We start from the raw sequence: 16,267 nt of genomic DNA, 5'->3' as shown, positions 1-16,267 counted from the left end.
TGGTTGAGGAGCGAGCGCCCCCGGTGGTTGAGGAGCGAGCGCCAGCGAGCGTCTCGAAACCCGCGGTGGTTGAGGAGCGAGCGTCGCTCGGTGGTTGAGGAGCGAGCGCCAGCGAGCGTCTCGAAACCACTCGGAGGTTGAGGAGCGAGCGCCACCCGGTGGTTGAGGAGCGAGCGCCGCTCGGTGGTTGAGGAGCGAGCGCCAGCGAGCGTCTCGAAACCACTCGCGGGGGTCTCGAGACGGGCCTGGCGGCCCTCCTCGACCACCGGGCAGGGGCCTGGACGGTAGTGGAGCGAGCGTCGCTCGGTGGTAGAGGAGCGAGCGCCAGCGAGCGTCTCGAAACCCCCGGAGGTCTCGAGACGGGTCTGGCGGCCTCTCGACCACCGTCGGGCCGGGTGCGGGCACAATGGCGGGGTGAGCGAGCAGCCGAGCGGCGAACCCGTGGACGTGCCCATCCGTGACCGGTCGATCCGGCTCGGCCAGTTCCTGAAGCTGGCGAACCTGATCGAGAACGGCTCGGACGCCAAGCTCGTCACCGCGGACGGCGCGGTGAGCGTCAACGGCGAGGTCGAGACCCGTCGTGGCCGCCAGCTGGTGCCCGGTGACGTCGTCGCGCTCGGTGGGCTGACGGCGCGGGTCGCCGGCGAGGGCTGACAGGCAGGGCTGACCCCCAGGGTTGGGCGGTCAAGAGTGGGCGGCCAGGGCTGACAGGAAGGACCCGGCGCCGCGCCGGGTCAGGAGACCGAGACCAGGTCCACCACGAAGATCAGCGTCTCGCCACCGGCGATCACGCCGCCGGCGCCCCGGTCGCCGTACCCGAGGTGCGGCGGGATCACGAGCTGGCGTCGGCCGCCGACCCGCATGCCCTGGACTCCGGCCTCCCAGCCGGCGATGACCTGGCCGGCGCCGAGCCGGAACCGCAGCGGCTCGCCGCGGTTGTACGAGGCGTCGAACTCCTCGCCCGTCGAGTGCGCCACCCCGACGTAGTGCACGGTGACCGTGCTGCCGGAGACCGCCTCGGTGCCCTCTCCGGCGAGGAGGTCGTTGGCGACCAGGTCGTCCGGGGGCGGGAAGTCGGGGAAGTCGATCTCAGGCTTGTCCACGGGGTCCTCTCGGCTCAGGTCTGGTGCACGTAGTGGTCGAGCTGGTCGCGCTCGAACTCGAGTTCGCCGATCCGGCTCTTGACCACGTCGCCGATGCTGATGATGCCAGTGAGCCTGCCCTCGGTGAGCACCGGGACGTGCCGGATCCGGTGCTCGGTCATGATGTGCATGAGCTCGTCCACGTGGGTGGACCCCTCGCAGGTCTGCACGGTCGTGGTCATGATCGCCGACACGGGCCCATCCAGCAGCGCCTCGTCGTCGTGCAGGCTGCGCACCACGTCCCGCTCGGACACGATCCCGTCCACCGAGGTGCCGTCCTGACTGACGATGAGGGCTCCCAGGTTGTGCTCGGCCAGCAGCCCGATCAGCTCCCGCACACCCGAGTCCGGGCCGACCGTGACCACGTCCTGTCGGGCCTTGCCCTTGAGCACGTCGTTGATGCGCATGCGACCTCCTGGAGTTCGTCCGCCTCGTGGAGGAACGCTATCCGGGCGAGCCGTCACTTGGATAGAGGCGTGCCGGCTCAGCCCAGGGGAGGCTCGTCACCCTTGCCCGCCGGGGTCCGTCGCGACCTGAGGTCGTGCACCGATCCACCGGCCGAGCGGGGGGAGTCGGGGTCGTCGCCGTCCACCGAGCCCAGGAACGCCAGCGCCGCCTCGTGGAGGTGACCGTTGCTGGCGACGGCGTTGCCGCCGAACGGTCCGGGGGTCCCGTCGAGGGCGCTGAACTGGCCTCCGGCCTCCCGGACGATGACGTCCAGCGCGGCCATGTCGTAGAGCTCGAGCTCCGGCTCGGCGGCCAGGTCGACGGCACCCTCGGCCAGGAGCATGTAGGACCAGAAGTCGCCGTACGCCCGGGTCCGCCAGCAGCGTCGGGCCAGCGACTGGAAGTCCTCCGACCGGCCCCGCTGCTCCCAGCCGGACAGCGACGAGTACGACAGCGAGGCGTCCTCGAGGCGGCGGACGTCGGAGGTGTGGCACTGGGTGGCCTTGAGCAGCGACTTGCCGGTCCACGCGCCGTTGTCGCGGGAGGCCCACCAGCGCCGCTGCAGCTGGGGCGCGGAGACCACGCCGGCCACGACCTCCTCGTCGACGACCAGGGCGATCAGCGTGGCCCACACCGGGACGCCGCGCACGAAGTTCTTGGTGCCGTCGATCGGGTCGATCACCCACTGCCGCTGGCTGTGGCCGCTGGAGCCCATCTCCTCGCCGAGCACCGCGTCGCGCGAGCGGACCCGGGAGAGGGTGCGCCGGATCCCCTCCTCGACGGCCTGGTCCGCGTCGGTCACGGGGGTGAGGTCCGGCTTGCTCATCACGTGCAGGTCCAGGGCCCGGAACCGTGCCGTGGTGGTCGAGTCGGCGTCGTCGGCCAGCACGTGCGCGAGGCGCAGGTCGTCGGTGAAGTCGGTCGGCATGACACACAGGCTATTCCCCGTGCTCGGGACGCCGGCTGGCCTAGGGTGCACCCCATGGACATCAATGGCCTTCCGCTGCACCCGCTCGTGGTGCACGCGGCCGTGGTGCTGATCCCGATCGCGGCCGTGCTGGCGGGTCTCTACGCCGCCGTCCCACGGTGGCGGTGGGCCACCCGGTGGCCCATGGCCGGCGCGGCGCTGGCGGCCCTCGGGTCGGTGCTGGTCGCGTACTTCTCGGGGCGGGACTTCGTCAAGGAGCGCTTCCCGGACGAGCGGTCGACGGTGATCCAGCTCCACGAGGAGCGGGCCGAGGTCCTGCTCTGGCTGACGATCATCTTCGTCGCGGTCGTGCTGCTGGCGGCCTGGGGGCTCGGTGGCCCCTCCGCCCTGGCGTCCGGGCGGGGCGCCCGGGGCAAGCACGCCCCCCTGATCGAGTGGTCGCTCGTGGCGATGCTGGCGATCTTCGCGGTCTCGCTGATCCTGATGACGATCCAGACCGGGGAGGCCGGGGCCCGCTCGATCTGGGGCTGACAGGTCAGTCCGCCGAGGCCTCGCGCGCCGCGAGCAGCCTCCGGAACGACTCGACCCGCAGTGGGTCGGCGTGCCCGGCCGCCAGGGCGTCGTCGAGGCCGCACTCGGGCTCCCCGGCTCCGTGGCTGCAGCCCCGCGGACAGTCCTCGGTGAGCTCCTCGAGGTCCGGGAACGCCCCGATCAGCCGCTCGGGCTCCACGTGGGCCAGCCCGAACGACCGGATGCCGGGCGTGTCGATGATCCAGCCGGCCTGGTGGGGGAGCGGCATGAGGTACGCCGAGGTCGAGGTGTGCCGGCCCCGGCCGGTGACCGCGTTGACGTGCCCGACCTCCCGGTCGGCGTCGGGCACCAGCGCGTTGACGAGGGTCGACTTGCCCACACCGCTGTGCCCGACGAGCACGCTGGTCTCGCCGGCGAGCACCTCGCGCACCGGTGCCGGGTCCGCGCCACGGCGGGTGACGACGTACGGCACGCCGAGCGACCGGTAGGTGGTGAGCAGGGTCTCGGGGTCGGCGAGGTCGGCCTTGGTGAGGCACAGGATCGGCCGCATCCCCGCGTCGTACGCCGCCACGAGGGCGCGGTCGATCAGCCGCGGCCGCGGCTCGGGGTCGGCCAGGGCGGCGACCACCACCAGCTGGGTGGCGTTGGCGACGATGACCCGCTCCACGGGGTCGTCGTCGTCGGCGGTGCGTCGCAGCGTGGTGGTGCGCGGCGCGACCTCCACGATCCGGGCGAGCGAGCCGTCGGCGCCGGAGGTGTCCCCGACGACCCTGACCCGGTCCCCGACCACGACCCCCTTGCGGCCGAGCGGGCGCGACTTCATGGCGGTGACGGTGCGTCCGTCGACGAGCAGGGTCCAGCGGCCGCGGTCGACGGTCAGGACGAGGCCGTCGACGGCGTCGGCGTACGTGGGTCGCTCCTTGGTGCGCGGCCGGGTCCGGCGCCGGGGACGCTCGTAGTGCTCGTGGTCGTGGTCGGAGTAGCGCCCGCTCACGTGCGGCTCACCCGGCCCTGCCGGCGGGGCTCTCCTCGAGCAGGCCCGCCCAGAACGCCGCGAAGTCGGGGAACGTCTTGGCGGTCGTGGCGACGTCCTCGACCAGCACGCCGTCGACAGCGGCGCCGACGACCACGCCTGCGTGCGCCATGCGGTGGTCGGCGTAGGTGCCGAAGACCCCGCCGTGCAGCGTGGCCGGCCGGAGCGAGAGCCCGTCGTCGTGCTCGGTGACGTCGGCGCCGAGGCCGCCGAGCTCGGTCGCGAGGGCGGCCAGCCGGTCGGTCTCGTGGCCGCGGATGTGGGCGATCCCGCGCAGGTGGGTGGGCCCGTCGGCCAGCGCGCACAGAGCGGCGACCACGGGCGCCAGCTCGCCCACGTCGTGCAGGTCGAGGTCGACACCCTGCAGCCGGTCCGGCCCGGTGACCGTGAGACCGGCGTCGGAGAGGTCCGCGGAGCAGCCCATCTCGGTGAGGATCCCGCGGAGCGCGTCGCCGGCCTGGGTCGTGTGCCGCGGCCAGTCCCGCACCGTCACCGAGCCCCCCGAGAGCGCGGCCAGCGCCAGAAACGGACCCGCGTTGGAGAGGTCCGGCTCGATCAGGTGGTCCCGCGCGGCGACCGGGCCCGGTGCCACCGTCCACCGGTGCGGGTCGGCGTCGTCGACCTCGACGCCGTGCTCGCGCAGCATCGCCACGGTCATGTCGATGTGGGGGAGCGAGGGGACCGGCTTGCCGTCGTGCCGGACGTCGACGCCCTGCTCGTAGCGGGCGCCGGCCAGCAGCAGTGCCGAGACGAACTGGGAGCTGGCGGAGGCGTCGATGACCACCCGACCGCCGCGCACGCGTCCCGCGCCGGTGACCCGGAAGGGCAGCCGGTCGCCGTCGGAGACCGCGACGCCCAGGCTGCGCAGCGCCGCCAGCACCTCGCCGATGGGGCGGTTGCGCATGTGCGCGTCCCCGTCGAAGTCGATGGACCCGTGTGCGAGCGCGGCCACCGGCGGCACGAACCGCATCACGGTGCCGGCCAGGCCGCAGTCCACGGCGGCATCGCGGTCGAACGGTCCCGGGGTGACGACCCAGTCCTCGCCCCCGGTCTCGACGTGCGACCCGAGGGCGGTCAGCGCTCCCGCCATGAGCGAGGTGTCGCGCGAGCGGAGGGCACGGCGTACGACGGAGGGGCCGTCGGCGATCGCGGCCAGCACCAGGGCCCGGTTCGTGAGCGACTTCGACCCCGGCAGGGTGACGGTGAGGTCAACCGGCGTGCGGGCGCGCGGCGCGGGCCAGGGAGAGCTTGTCGTCACACGCTGCAGGTTAGTCGTCCTGCCTCACTGTCCACGACTGCGTGTTGTTCGTCTCGTCGGAATCCGTGAAGCCCACCGGCACGGCAACCACGTCGAGCCGTCCTCCCTGAGCCCGGGAGACGACCGGCAGCAGCACGTCCGGGGACTCCTCCGAGACAGTGCACGTGACCAACTTGCTGTCCGCCCGCTGGCACTGGCTGGGCAGCAGGTCGTTGTCGATGATCGCGTTGAAGGCGTTGCTGCCCGTGATGTCCAGGCGAGCGTGGATCTCGGCGCCGGCCGGGATGCCGGTCGTGGACAGCTTGAGCACCGCCACGTCGACCGGGAAGGGACCGATCGCCAGCGAGGCTCCGACCGAGACCGCGGACTCGATCGGGAGCAACGTCAGATCGCTTGTCGGCTGGCCGTCTCCGTCGCCGCCGTCGTTGCCGCCGTCGTCGTTGCCGCCGTCGTTGCCGCCGTCTCCGCCGTCTCCGCCGTCTCCGCCGTCTCCGCCGTCTCCGCCGTCTCCGCCGCCGTCTCCGCCGTCTCCACCGGTTCCGCCGTCTCCACCGGTTCCGCCGTCTCCACCGGTTCCGCCGTCCTCGCCGGTTCCGGTGCCGCCGTCTTCGCCGGTGCCGCCGTCTTCGCCGGTGCCGGTTCCGCCGTCTTCGCCGGTGCCGGTGCCGCCGTCTTCGCCGGTGCCGGTGCCGCCGTCTTCGCCGGTGCCGGTGCCGCCGTCTTCGCCGGTGCCAGTGCCCGTGCCGTTCCCGTTCCCGTTCCCGTTCCCGTTCCCGTTCCCGTTCCCCGTGCCGGTGCCGTTCCCGTTCCCCGTGCCGTTCCCGTTCCCGTTGCCGGTCCCTGTGCCAGTCCCGTTGCCGGTCCCGTTGCCGTTCCCGGTGCCGGTCCCGGTGTTGTCCCCGGTCCCGCTTCCCGTACCCGTCCCGGCCGAGCCCGTCGGCTGGGTGGCGCCGTCGCCGGCGACCACCGGTGCGGCGTCGGTGACCGCGTCGACGGGCGCGTCGCCCGGTGGTTCCTGCGCGGCCAGCGGCGGTGCCGTGCGCTCGTCAGGCCGGGTGCGGTCGCGTCGCTCGGCCCGCTCCTCGCGGTCCCGGCGACGCTCCGCGCGACCCTTGCGGGCGTCGGTGTCCGGGGTGACGGACTCGTCGGCGGTGCCGGCATCGGGCGTCGCCGCGGGGGCAACGGCCTGGTTCGACGGCTCCGCGAGGATCCGCTCATTACCGTTCGCGACGACGGCGATCGTCAGGCCGACCACCGCGGTGGCGGTGACCACGCCGCCGACGGCGGCGGCCTGCGTGTTCGCCGCCACGAACTCCTTGGTCCGGCCGAACGCCGCGAGCAGCAGACCGCCCTTGACCGCGCCGCCCGCCGCCAGGTAGCCGCTCGCGGCCGCACCCAGGAGCAGCGGGGCGAGGATGCCGGAGAGGTTCGAGTTGACCTCGACCAGCTCGAGGTAGACGCCCATGCAGGACCGGCAGCCGTCGAGGTGCTGCTCGACCTTGGCCGCGTCCCGCTTCGAGGCGCCCTTGCGCACGTAGGCGCCGAGGTGCTCGTGGGTCCAGCGGCACTCGGCCTCGTCGAGGGTCTCGGCATGCGAGGTGAGGAAGGCCTGGCGCAGCCCCTCGCGGGCCCGGTAGGCGAGCGCCGAGACCGAGTTGGCGCTCATGCCGAGCAGCTCACCCACCTCGGCGGGCTTCTGACCCTCCACCTCGGTGTGCCACAGCACGAGCTGCCAGCGCTCCGGCAGCGAGGCGAAGGCCCTGGCCGCGGCGGCGTTCTCGAAGCCCTCGACCGCGGTGTCCCGGAACGGCACCCCCGGGTCGAAGGCCTCCATGTCGTCGGTGGTCTGCAACCGCGAGGTGGCCCGGATCCGGTCGACGTGCAGGCGGCGTACGGCGGTCAGCAGGTAGGCGCGGAAGGCGACGTCCGGCCCGCCTCCGGCCTGGAGCACGCGCAGGACCTTGGCGAAGGCGTCCGAGACCAGGTCGTCGGCGTCGCCGGCGCTCACCAGCTGCCTCGCCAGCCGGCGGGCCGCGCCCACGTGCCGTTCGAACAGCGCGCCGTACGCGGACACGTCCCCACCGCGGACGGCCGAGATCAGCTCGGCGTCGCCCGGATCTTCGAGACGGATGAGCGTTTCGGTCACGGTGCTCAGCGTTCCTCATGGCGATGGGACCCTCGGATTCTAGACCGGCGGGTACCCCGGGGGGTGCCGAAGAGAAAAAGTGGACGAACCGCGTCATGGGTGGGCCAGACCGCCGTTCCTCCAGTGAGACCGACGAGGTCTCTTTCGTCGTGGAGCATGAGACCGAGGGGAGCAGCCGTGGGTTTCTTCGTGGACCGACCACGTAGGACGCTCATGGACGGTCCCGAGGCGACGCTGGAGCTGCCCGAGCACGTGCGGACGAGGATCCCGGCACGGTTCGAGGCGGTCGGGGAGGCGTTGGCCTCGGGATCGGGCTCCACCCGTGCCTGCGAGGTGGCCGCCCAGGCCCTCGCCCGCGACGGTGCCTCCCTCGACGAGGTGTTGGCCGGCCTGCGGGCCACGGCCCAGGCCACCATCGGCTCCGATCCGGACTTCGCCGACACCCAGACCATGTGCGTCGCCTGGAGCGAGGCGACGCTGGCCTACCTCCACCAGCTCTCCTGCGAGGACCCGCTGACCGGCCTGGCCAGCCTCTCCCACGTGCGGAGCCGGATCTCCGAGCTCTACCGCGCGCGGGCGCACGGCTCGAGGCCCCTCCAGGAGAGTCACGGACTGATCGTCATCGACCTGCCCGACGATCGTCCCGGGGAGGTCGAGGGCGACTCCTTCTCGCGGGCGATGCGCCTGGTCCGCCTGGGGGAGCGGGCGCGGGCCGTGTTCTCCGGCGAGGAGACGATCGGCCGGCTGGGGACCAACCGGATCGTGGTGGTGGCCCAGCGCGACCCGCAGCTGGGACGCCGCGTCGCGATCCTGCGCACCATGCTCGCGATCGTCGAGTTCCCGACCCGGGTCTGGATCGAGGGGCTGCCCTCCACCGACCACGCCGCGGCGATGCTGCTCGACGAGCTCGCCCGCCCCTGACCCCGGTCGGCCCTAGGCTGGGGCCATGTGCGGTCGCTACGCCTCCTCGCGCAAGCCGGAGGACCTCGTCGAGGAGTTCGAGGTCGAGGCGCCCCGGATCGCGGAGCCGCTGGCCCCCGACTACAACGTGGCGCCCACCAAGGAGGTGTACGCCGTGCTCGAGCGGCCGCCGCGTCGCGGGGAGCCCGAGCAGTCCGGTGGGGAGAGCCCCCCGGACCGGCCCGCCGAGCGGCAGCTGCGGGTCCTGCGCTGGGGGCTGGTCCCGTCGTGGGCCAAGGATCCCTCGATCGGCAACCGGATGATCAACGCCCGCATGGAGACCGTCGCCGAGAAGCCGGCCTACCGCCGCGCCTTCGCGGCCCGGCGCTGCCTGCTGCCGGCGGACGGCTACTTCGAGTGGTACCCCACCAGCGAGCTGACCTCGGCGGGCAAGCCCCGCAAGCAGCCGTTCTTCATCCGGCCCACGGACGGCGGGGTGCTGGCGATGGCCGGCCTCTACGAGATCTGGAGGGACCCGACCCGGACCGACGACGATCCGGACCGGTTCCGGTGGACCTGCACCGTGCTCACCACCCGGGCCGAGGACGACCTCGGCCACATCCACGACCGGATGCCGCTCATGGTCCCCCCGGAGCGTCGGGCGGCCTGGCTGGACCCGACCCGCTCGGCCACGGGCGACCTGCTGGAGCTGCTCGAGCCGGCCGCCCCGGGCCGGCTGGAGGCCTACCCGGTCTCCACGCTGGTCAGCAACGTCCGCAACAACGGGCCCGAGCTGCTCGAGCCCCTCGAGGCCCAGGAGTGACCCGCCGATGACCGAGCGCACGATCGCCACCCCGCACGGCGACGCCCGACTGGTCTCGCACCGCTCCCGGCACCCGGTGGCGACGCTGCTGCTCAGCCACGGCGCCGGCGCCGGGATCGACACCCCGGACCTCGAGGGCCTGGCCCGGTCGCTGCCCGGTCACGGGATCACCGTGCACCGCCTGGAGCAGCCGTGGAAGGTCGCCGGGCGCAAGGTCGCCACCGCCCCTGCGACCCTGGACGACGCGCTGCGCGCCGCGGCGGACTGGATCCGGCCGCGCACGCCCCTGGTGCTGGGGGGCCGCTCGGCCGGAGCCCGCTCGGCGGCCCGCAGCGCCCGGTCCCTCGGCGCCTCCGGACTGCTGGCGCTGTCGTTCCCGCTCCACCCGCCCGGCCGGCCGGAGAGGAGCCGCCTCGACGAGCTGGTCTCGGCCCGGGTCCCGACGCTGGTCATCCAGGGGGAGCGGGACCCGATGGGCACGCCCGAGGAGTTCCCGGACGGGACCAACCTGACCGTCGTACCCTTCGCCGACCACTCGCTGCGGGTGCCGAAGTCGGCCCCGCTGAGCGCCGACGACGTGGTCGCGATGGTCGTGGAGGCCACCCTGGAGTGGATCGTGCGCGACGTCGCCCGCGGCTGAGCGGGCGCCGGCCGGCGCCGCCGTCGGCGCCGTGTTCGGTGACATCGGTGGGGATCGGGGGAATTGTCACGGCCCGCCTCCTGTTCTCCCCTCGTGCTTGCCGTACTGGACCGTCCCACGTCCCCGCTAGTCTGGGAGGCGATGACTGACTCCCTGACCGGTGCCGACGTCGACGTCGCCACCGAGACCGACGCCGAGCGCTCCGCGCGCTTCGAGCGCGACGCGCTCCCGTTCCTCGACCAGCTCTACTCCGCGGCGCTCCGGATGACCCGGAACCCCGCGGACGCGGAGGACCTGGTCCAGGAGACCTTCGCGAAGGCCTTCTCGGCCTTCCACCAGTTCAAGCCCGGCACGAATCTCAAGGCCTGGCTGTACCGGATCCTGACCAACACCTTCATCAACTCCTACCGCAAGAAGCAGCGCGAGCCGCAGCAGTCGATGTCGGAGGAGGTGGAGGACTGGCAGCTGCACCGCGCCGAGTCGCACACCTCGAGCGGGCTGAAGTCCGCCGAGGCCGAGGCGCTCGGGCACCTGCCGGACTCGCAGGTCAAGGACGCCCTCCAGCGGCTCCCCGAGGAGTTCCGGCTCGCGGTCTACCTCGCGGACGTCGAGGGCTTCCCCTACAAGGAGATCGCCGAGATCATGGACACCCCCATCGGCACCGTCATGTCCCGGCTGCACCGCGGCCGTCGCCAGCTCCGGGACATGCTCGAGGGCTACGTACGCGAGAACGACCTGCTCACCGTCGGCCGGGAGAGGGGGAAGGCATGAGTGCGGACCTGCCCCAGGACCAGCAGGGCGACCAGCCCAGCAAGGGCGAGTGCGTGGAGTACCTCGAGCGCATCGTCTACCTCATCGACAACGAGCTGGACCAGAAGGACTGCGCCGAGGTGCAGCTGCACCTCGAGGAGTGCGCCCCCTGCCTGCGTGAGTACGACCTCGAGCGCACCGTGAAGGCCGTGGTGGCCCGCTCCTGCTCCGAGACCGCCCCCGAGGACCTCCGGCAGCGGGTGCTGCTGAGGATCCACGAGGTGCAGGTCCGCATCGGCGACGCCTGAGACACCCGTGCGGGGTGCCCCGGGTCGGACCCGATTCGCGGAGCGGCCCGCGACCTGAGAAGATGACGGCTGCGATCACTCCAGGAGGACACCATGGGCAAGACCGGACGCAAGCGCCGCGCTCGCAAGAAGAAGGGCGCGAACCACGGCAAGCGCCCCAACGCCTGACCGATGCGGTCTGCTGAGCCCCCGAGCCCCCTGGGCGTCGGGGGCTCGCTGCATCTCGGGGGCCCGCGTTCCTAGACTGCCCGACATGGACGCCACGCTGACCTTCACCGTGACCGACGACGACACCGCGAGCGCGCTCGGCTCCGGGACGCTGCCGGTGCTGGCCACCCCGCGGCTGCTGGCGTGGTGCGAGGCGGCCACCTGCGCCGCGATCGACCCCGCCCTGGGCGCCGGCAGCACCTCGGTGGGCACCCGGGTCTCGCTGGAGCACTCCGGCGCCAGCGCGGTGGGCGCCGAGGTCGAGGTGACCGCCTCGGACACCTACGTCGACGGCCGGCTGCACCGGTTCACGGTCTCCGCCCGGTCGGGCGGGAAGCTGGTCGGCTCCGGCGAGATCACCCGGGTCGTCGTCGACGCCGACCGGTTCCTCGCCCGCCTCACCTGACCCGTCGCTCGGGTCCACCCGCCACGCCGACACTCACGACGGGTCGAGGGGGAGGGTGTAGGCGATCAGGCCCACCCCCGGCAGCGGACTCCAGTCCCGCTCCGGCGCCCGGGTGAAGCCGAGCCGCTCGTAGAGCCGGTGCGCCGCGCTCATCACCGGCAGGCTCGAGATCACCACCCGGCGGGCCTGCTGCTCGCGGGCCCGGTCCAGGGCCAGCCGCACCAGCGCCGCCCCCACGCCACGGCCGTGCGCGGTCGGCGCCACGGACAGCATTCGGAACTCGCCCTCCTCGGCGCGGGCCAGCTCCCGCCACGGGGAGCCGGGCGGACAGACGGTCACGCTGCCGAGCACGACGCCCTCCTCCTCCGCGACCCACAGCTCCGCCTCCCGGTGCCGGCTGGCGGCGTCGCGCAGCCGGTCGGCGTAGGAGTCCTCCGGGCCGCCGAGGAACGGGGCGTACGCCGCCACCGTGATCTCCCCGATCCGCTCGAGGTCGGCCGGCACGGCGCGGCGCAGCAGCATCCTCAGATGCCGAAGGTGGCGCGCGGGTAGGCGGCCTCGACGTCGGTGATCACGTTGACCAGGTACGGCACGCCCGAGGCGAAGGCCCGGTCCAGCGCCGCCCCGATCTGCCGCGGGTCGCTCACGGTCTCCCCGGCGCCGCCGAGGGCCTTGACCACCTCGTCGTACCGCGTGCGCGGCGCCAGGTCGGCGGCCACGTCGTACCCGTAGAGCATCTGCATCGGGCCCTTCTCCAACCCCCAGGCGGAGTTGTTGCCGCAGACCATGACCACCGGCAGGTCCTGCCGGACCAGGGAGTCGACGTCCATCAGCGAGAACCCGGCCGCCCCGTCGCCGAGCAGCAGCACCACCTGCGAGGAGGGCCGGGCGATCCGGGCCGCCATCGCGGCACCCAGCCCGGCGCCGAGGCAGCCGTACGGACCGGGGTCGAGCCAGCAGCCGGGCCGCTTCGGCTCGACGAACTTGCCGGCGAAGCTGACGAAGTCGCCGCCGTCCCCGATCACCACCGCGTCGTCGGCCAGCCGCGGCACCAGCTCGCCGTAGATGCGTGCCGGGTGGATCGGGTCCGCCTCGGCGTCGAGCAGCAGCCGGTCCCGGGCGACGGCGGCGGCCACGGTCTCTTGGAGCCCGCTCACCCACGGCCCCCAGTCGGGTCGCCGCACCAGCTGGTCGACGGCGTCGCGCAGCCCGTCGAGGACCGCCGTGAGGTCGCCGTGCACGGAGGCGACCAGCTCGGCGTGCCCCGAGACCTGCCCGGCGGAGTCGGCCACGTGCACGACGCTGGCCATCGGCGCGCCGTCCTTGCCGCCGAAGACGCCGTACCCGAGCCGGAAGTCGAGCGGGGTGCCGACCACGATGGCCAGGTCGCAGGTCCCGAGCGCCTGTCCCCGGGCCTTCGTCACCAGCTGGGGGTGTCCGCCCGGGACGACACCGCGCCCCATGCCGTTGGTGATCGCCGGCAGCCCGGTGGCCTCGACCAGGTCGAGCGCGGCCTGCTCGGCTCCGTCCGCCCAGACGTCGGTGCCGAGGATCAGCACCGGCCGCTCGGCCCGGCCCAGCAGCTCGGCGATCGTGCTGATCGCCTCCGGGTCCGGGTCCTCGCCGCGGGGGCCTCCCTCCTCCAGGTGGGGCGCCTGCGCGCTGTTGAAGAACTCGTCCATGGGGACGTCGACGAAGACCGGTCCCCGGTGCGGCGACCCGGCCACCCGGAACGCCTCGTCCATGCCCGGGACGATGTCGGCCGCGGTGTGCAGGGTGCGGGCCAGCTTGGAGACCGGGGCGATGATCGGCGGCTGGTCCAGCTCCTGGAGGCTGCCGCTGCCCCACCGGTTGGCCGGCGCCCGGCCGCCGACGACCACCATCGGGGAGCCGGCGAACTGGGCCTGGGCGATCGCGCTGAGGCCGTTGGTGACGCCCGGCCCGGCCGTGAGCACCGCCAGCCCGGGCGTGCGGGTCAGCTTGCCGGTGGCCTCCGCGGCGAAGGCCGCCGTCTGCTCGTGCCGGACGTCGACCAGTCGCATCGGCGGGTCGGCCTTCACCGCGCCGTCGTACATCGGGAACACGTGCGCACCCGAGAGCGTGAACATCGTGTCCACGCCGTGCGAGCGGGCCACCTCCACGGCCAGCGCACCCCCGTGGCCGGAGAGCGTGGGCCCCTCCGACTGGCCGTCCGTCGGTTCGGCGGTGGTCTGGTCCGTACGCCGCGCGGTCTCAGTCGGCTCCGTCGTCTCGCTCATGGGGCGAGGTTAGCGACCGCCCCGCAGATCCGGGTTCGTGGCTCGCAGGGCGTCCACCAGGACCAGCAGCAGGTCGGGGCGGACCGCCGGGTGCGGCCGGTCGGCGCTGGGCTGTCCGATCGAGAGCCGCAGGTAGAGCGCCCGCAGGTAGCCCTCGACGTCGTGCGTCCGCTCGAACGGGTTGGCCGCCCCGGAGGCGTGCTCCCGGTCGGCGCCGAGTGCCAGCCGGGACACCCACGGCTCGAGCACGCGCAGGGGTACGACGTCGCGCCGCAGGATCTCGACCGTCGCGGCGGCCATCCGGTCGGGCTCGCCGGCGACCATGACGCCGGGTGCGGGCAGCAGCAGCCGGTCGGCGATGACGTCGAGGAGGACCGTCAGCTCCGGCGCCGCCAAGCCGGGGGAGCGGGCCAGTGCACCCAGCGCGTCGGCTCCGTGCGCCGCGGCGTGCGCCCAGCCCTTGCCCGGCACGAAGCCGCGCAGGTCCTGCTCGCGGACGTACCACGCGGCCAGCCGGTCGCCCCAGGTCAGCACCCGGCTCACCGGCAGCAGCTGCCGCACGTTGTCCCGCGCGATGCACCTGCCGAGCAGCAGCGCGGAGAAGCTGCGGCGGAACACCGTGTCGGTGCCGGACTCCCCGAGCCCCACGTCGAGCCCGGCGGTCATGCCGTCGCCGAGGCCGACGAGCAGGTCGTCGTACACACCGCGGTCCAGCCACGTCGACAGCAGCTCGAGGGCGCACCCCTCCCGGAGCGCGGGGTCGGTGCTGCCGAGCATCGTCGTCAGCTCGGCCGTCAGCTCGCCCAGGGGACGGTCGGTGGGGACCTGGAGGCCGTCCGCCACCACCTGCTCCCAGAAACCCGACGCCATGGCTCCATCCTGCCAGCACCGGCAACGTCGGGGACCGGGGAGGGGCGAGGGTTACAGTGACCCGCGTGCCGACCCTCGACGAGCTCGCCACGGCGCACACGGGCCTGGCCGCCGACGACCTGCGCTGGCTGCACCTGCTGACCGCGGACTGGCAGATCATCGCCGACCTGTCCTTCGCGGACCTGGTGCTGTGGCTCCCGGACCGCGAGGGTCAGGGGTTCTGGGCGGGTGGCCAGATGCGGCCGACCACCGGCCCGACCGCGCTGCTCGACGACGTCGTGGGCTCGTTCGTCCCGCACGGTCGGCGGCCCCTGCTGGACCTCGCGTGGAGCCAGGGGCGGCTGGTCCGCGAGGGCGACCCGGAGTGGCGCGACGACGTCCCGGTGCGCGTCGAGACGATCCCGGTGCGGCGGGAGGACCGGGTGATCGCGGTCGTGGCCCGGAACACCAACCTGCTGGGGGTGCGCACGCCCAGCCGGCTGGAGCTGTCCTACCTGCAGACCGCGAGCGACCTCACGCAGATGATCAGCCGGGGCCACTTCCCGATCCCCGGGGAGCGCAGCGACCACGCGGACTCGCCGCGGGTGGGTGACGGCTTCGTGCGGGTGGACGCCGCCGGACGGGTCGCCTACGCCTCCCCGAACGCGCTCAGCGTCTACCGCAGACTCGGCCACACGGGCGACCTGACCGGGCACCACCTCGCCGAGCTGACCCGACAGCTGGTGCCGCCACGCCGCCGCCCGGACGAGGAGACCCTCAGCGCCGTGCTCGGTGGTCGGCTCGCCCGGGACACCGAGGTCGGCAGCGGCGGGGTGTCCCTGATCCTGCGCTCGATCCCGCTCCGCCCGCAGGGCGAGCACCTCGGGGCGCTGGTGCTGCTGCGCGACGTGACCGACCTGCGCCGGCGGGACCGGGAGCTGGTCACCAAGGACGCGACGATCCGGGAGATCCACCACCGGGTGAAGAACAACCTGCAGACGGTCGCGGCGCTGCTCCGGCTCCAGGCCCGGCGGATCGGGTCGCCCGAGGCGCGCTCGGCGCTGGAGGAGGCAGTACGCCGGGTGGGGTCGATCGCGATCGTGCACGAGACGCTGAGCGCCGCGGTGGAGGAGAGCGTCGACTTCGACGAGGTGGTCGACCGGCTCGGCCGGATGGTCACCGACGTCGGCGCGCTCGGGGGTGCGGTCCGGGTCCGTCGCACCGGCAGCTTCGGCGTGCTGTCCTCCGAGACCGCGACCGCGCTGGCCATGGTGGTCACCGAGCTGCTGCAGAACGCGGTCGAGCACGGCTACCCGACGGCCGGCCGGGACGCCGACCGGCCGGGGGAGCCGGGGGAGTCGGCTGAGCCGGGTGAGCCGGGTGAGCCGGGTGAGATCGTCGTCGACGCCCGCCGACTGGTGGGCCGGCTGCACGTCAGCGTGGCCGACGACGGCAGGGGGCTGCCCGAGGGCTTCTCGCTCGACGAGTCGGTCAACCTCGGGCTGTCGATCGTGCGGACCCTCGTGGAGTCCGAGCTCGGGGGTCAGCTGGACGTGGGTCCGGCCGGTGGGGCCCAGCTGTCGGGCACCCGGATCGGGATCGACCTGCCACTCGAGTGAGACACCCCCAGGGGCGCAGGTG

General features: G+C 73.5%; 19 protein-coding genes. 10 read left to right on the top strand and 9 right to left on the bottom strand.

Translation table 11 applies throughout. The features are described from left to right. Positions 1-453 precede the first annotated feature (453 nt). A complete protein-coding gene (locus IE331_RS11010; protein ID WP_449866966.1) occupies positions 454-654 on the top strand; it encodes an RNA-binding S4 domain-containing protein in 201 nt (66 codons plus the stop codon). An 80-nt stretch (positions 655-734) separates the two neighbouring features. Here IE331_RS11010 and IE331_RS11005 read toward each other — a convergent pair whose 3' ends face one another. The 3 genes from IE331_RS11005 to hisN form a co-directional block, all read right to left on the bottom strand. Then, positions 735-1,103: an FKBP-type peptidyl-prolyl cis-trans isomerase gene (locus IE331_RS11005; protein ID WP_192143492.1), complete on the bottom strand. Its 369-nt coding sequence runs from the start codon at positions 1,101-1,103 to the stop codon at positions 735-737. Between the two features lie 14 nt (positions 1,104-1,117). Next, positions 1,118-1,549, bottom strand: a complete 432-nt coding sequence (locus IE331_RS11000) for a CBS domain-containing protein (protein WP_192143491.1) — start codon at positions 1,547-1,549, stop codon at positions 1,118-1,120. A 77-nt stretch (positions 1,550-1,626) separates the two neighbouring features. Next, positions 1,627-2,517, bottom strand: coding sequence for a histidinol-phosphatase (hisN, locus tag IE331_RS10995; protein WP_192143490.1), 891 nt, complete (start codon positions 2,515-2,517; stop codon positions 1,627-1,629). A gap of 54 nt (positions 2,518-2,571) precedes the next feature. Here hisN and IE331_RS10990 point away from each other — a divergent pair, with 54 nt between their 5' ends. Next, positions 2,572-3,048, top strand: coding sequence for a DUF2231 domain-containing protein (locus IE331_RS10990; RefSeq protein WP_192143489.1), 477 nt, complete (start codon positions 2,572-2,574; stop codon positions 3,046-3,048). A gap of 4 nt (positions 3,049-3,052) precedes the next feature. Here the strand turns inward: IE331_RS10990 and rsgA are convergent, their stop codons facing one another. Genes rsgA through IE331_RS10975 form a run of 3 tightly spaced genes read right to left on the bottom strand, consistent with a single transcriptional unit; the run spans position 3,053 to position 7,485 of the window. Then, a complete protein-coding gene (gene rsgA, locus IE331_RS10985) occupies positions 3,053-4,042 on the bottom strand; it encodes a ribosome small subunit-dependent GTPase A (protein WP_192143488.1) in 990 nt (329 codons plus the stop codon). Positions 4,043-4,049: 7 nt separating this feature from the next. Then, positions 4,050-5,339 (bottom strand): 3-phosphoshikimate 1-carboxyvinyltransferase, encoded by a 1,290-nt coding sequence (gene aroA / locus IE331_RS10980; protein ID WP_201931622.1) that lies wholly within the window; start codon positions 5,337-5,339, stop codon positions 4,050-4,052. Positions 5,340-5,349: 10 nt separating this feature from the next. Then, positions 5,350-7,485: a sigma-70 family RNA polymerase sigma factor gene (locus IE331_RS10975; RefSeq protein ID WP_192143487.1), complete on the bottom strand. Its 2,136-nt coding sequence runs from the start codon at positions 7,483-7,485 to the stop codon at positions 5,350-5,352. 213 nt (positions 7,486-7,698) lie between these two features. On the opposite strand from IE331_RS10975, the gene IE331_RS10970 reads away from it, so the two are divergent. From IE331_RS10970 to IE331_RS10945, 7 genes are all read left to right on the top strand, one after another. Continuing rightward, complete coding sequence (locus IE331_RS10970; RefSeq protein ID WP_192143486.1) at positions 7,699-8,406, top strand: nucleotidyl cyclase domain-containing protein; 708 nt, start codon at positions 7,699-7,701, stop codon at positions 8,404-8,406. Between the two features lie 25 nt (positions 8,407-8,431). Continuing rightward, the gene (locus tag IE331_RS10965) at positions 8,432-9,208 is read left to right on the top strand and encodes an SOS response-associated peptidase (protein WP_192143485.1); all 777 of its coding nucleotides are present in this window, start codon (positions 8,432-8,434) and stop codon (positions 9,206-9,208) included. Between the two features lie 7 nt (positions 9,209-9,215). Further along, the gene (locus IE331_RS10960) at positions 9,216-9,848 is read left to right on the top strand and encodes an alpha/beta hydrolase family protein (protein WP_192143484.1); all 633 of its coding nucleotides are present in this window, start codon (positions 9,216-9,218) and stop codon (positions 9,846-9,848) included. A gap of 141 nt (positions 9,849-9,989) precedes the next feature. Further along, positions 9,990-10,619, top strand: coding sequence for a sigma-70 family RNA polymerase sigma factor (locus IE331_RS10955; protein ID WP_192143483.1), 630 nt, complete (start codon positions 9,990-9,992; stop codon positions 10,617-10,619). Further along, positions 10,616-10,906 carry a mycothiol system anti-sigma-R factor gene (rsrA, locus tag IE331_RS10950; RefSeq protein ID WP_192143481.1) on the top strand — a complete coding sequence of 97 codons (291 nt, stop codon included), beginning with the start codon at positions 10,616-10,618 and terminating at the stop codon, positions 10,904-10,906. The genes IE331_RS10955 and rsrA overlap by 4 nt, the downstream gene beginning before the upstream one ends. Positions 10,907-10,999: 93 nt before the next feature. Further along, complete coding sequence (locus IE331_RS17090; protein WP_369759046.1) at positions 11,000-11,074, top strand: 50S ribosomal protein bL37; 75 nt, start codon at positions 11,000-11,002, stop codon at positions 11,072-11,074. A gap of 85 nt (positions 11,075-11,159) precedes the next feature. Next, entirely contained in the window at positions 11,160-11,519 is a 360-nt protein-coding gene (locus tag IE331_RS10945; RefSeq protein ID WP_192143478.1) for a thioesterase family protein, read from the top strand. A gap of 33 nt (positions 11,520-11,552) precedes the next feature. Here the strand turns inward: IE331_RS10945 and IE331_RS10940 are convergent, their stop codons facing one another. Genes IE331_RS10940 through IE331_RS10930 form a run of 3 tightly spaced genes read right to left on the bottom strand, consistent with a single transcriptional unit; the run spans position 11,553 to position 14,647 of the window. Beyond that, the gene (locus IE331_RS10940) at positions 11,553-12,041 is read right to left on the bottom strand and encodes a GNAT family N-acetyltransferase (RefSeq protein WP_192143476.1); all 489 of its coding nucleotides are present in this window, start codon (positions 12,039-12,041) and stop codon (positions 11,553-11,555) included. 2 nt (positions 12,042-12,043) lie between these two features. Then, positions 12,044-13,777, bottom strand: a complete 1,734-nt coding sequence (locus tag IE331_RS10935; RefSeq protein WP_192143474.1) for an acetolactate synthase — start codon at positions 13,775-13,777, stop codon at positions 12,044-12,046. A gap of 9 nt (positions 13,778-13,786) precedes the next feature. Then, positions 13,787-14,647, bottom strand: coding sequence for a DUF2785 domain-containing protein (locus IE331_RS10930; RefSeq protein WP_192143472.1), 861 nt, complete (start codon positions 14,645-14,647; stop codon positions 13,787-13,789). A 65-nt stretch (positions 14,648-14,712) separates the two neighbouring features. Between IE331_RS10930 and IE331_RS10925 the strand changes: the two genes are divergently transcribed. Then, on the top strand, positions 14,713-16,245 hold the full coding sequence (locus IE331_RS10925; RefSeq protein ID WP_192143470.1) for a sensor histidine kinase: 1,533 nt from the start codon (positions 14,713-14,715) through the stop codon (positions 16,243-16,245). Positions 16,246-16,267 lie beyond the last annotated feature (22 nt).

The sequence above is a fragment of the Nocardioides donggukensis genome (assembly GCF_014842875.1).
Taxonomy (GTDB): Bacteria; Actinomycetota; Actinomycetes; order Propionibacteriales; family Nocardioidaceae; genus Nocardioides; species Nocardioides donggukensis.
The sequence above is the reverse complement of the archived record's forward strand: the minus strand, read 5'-3'. Positions and strand labels throughout refer to the sequence as shown.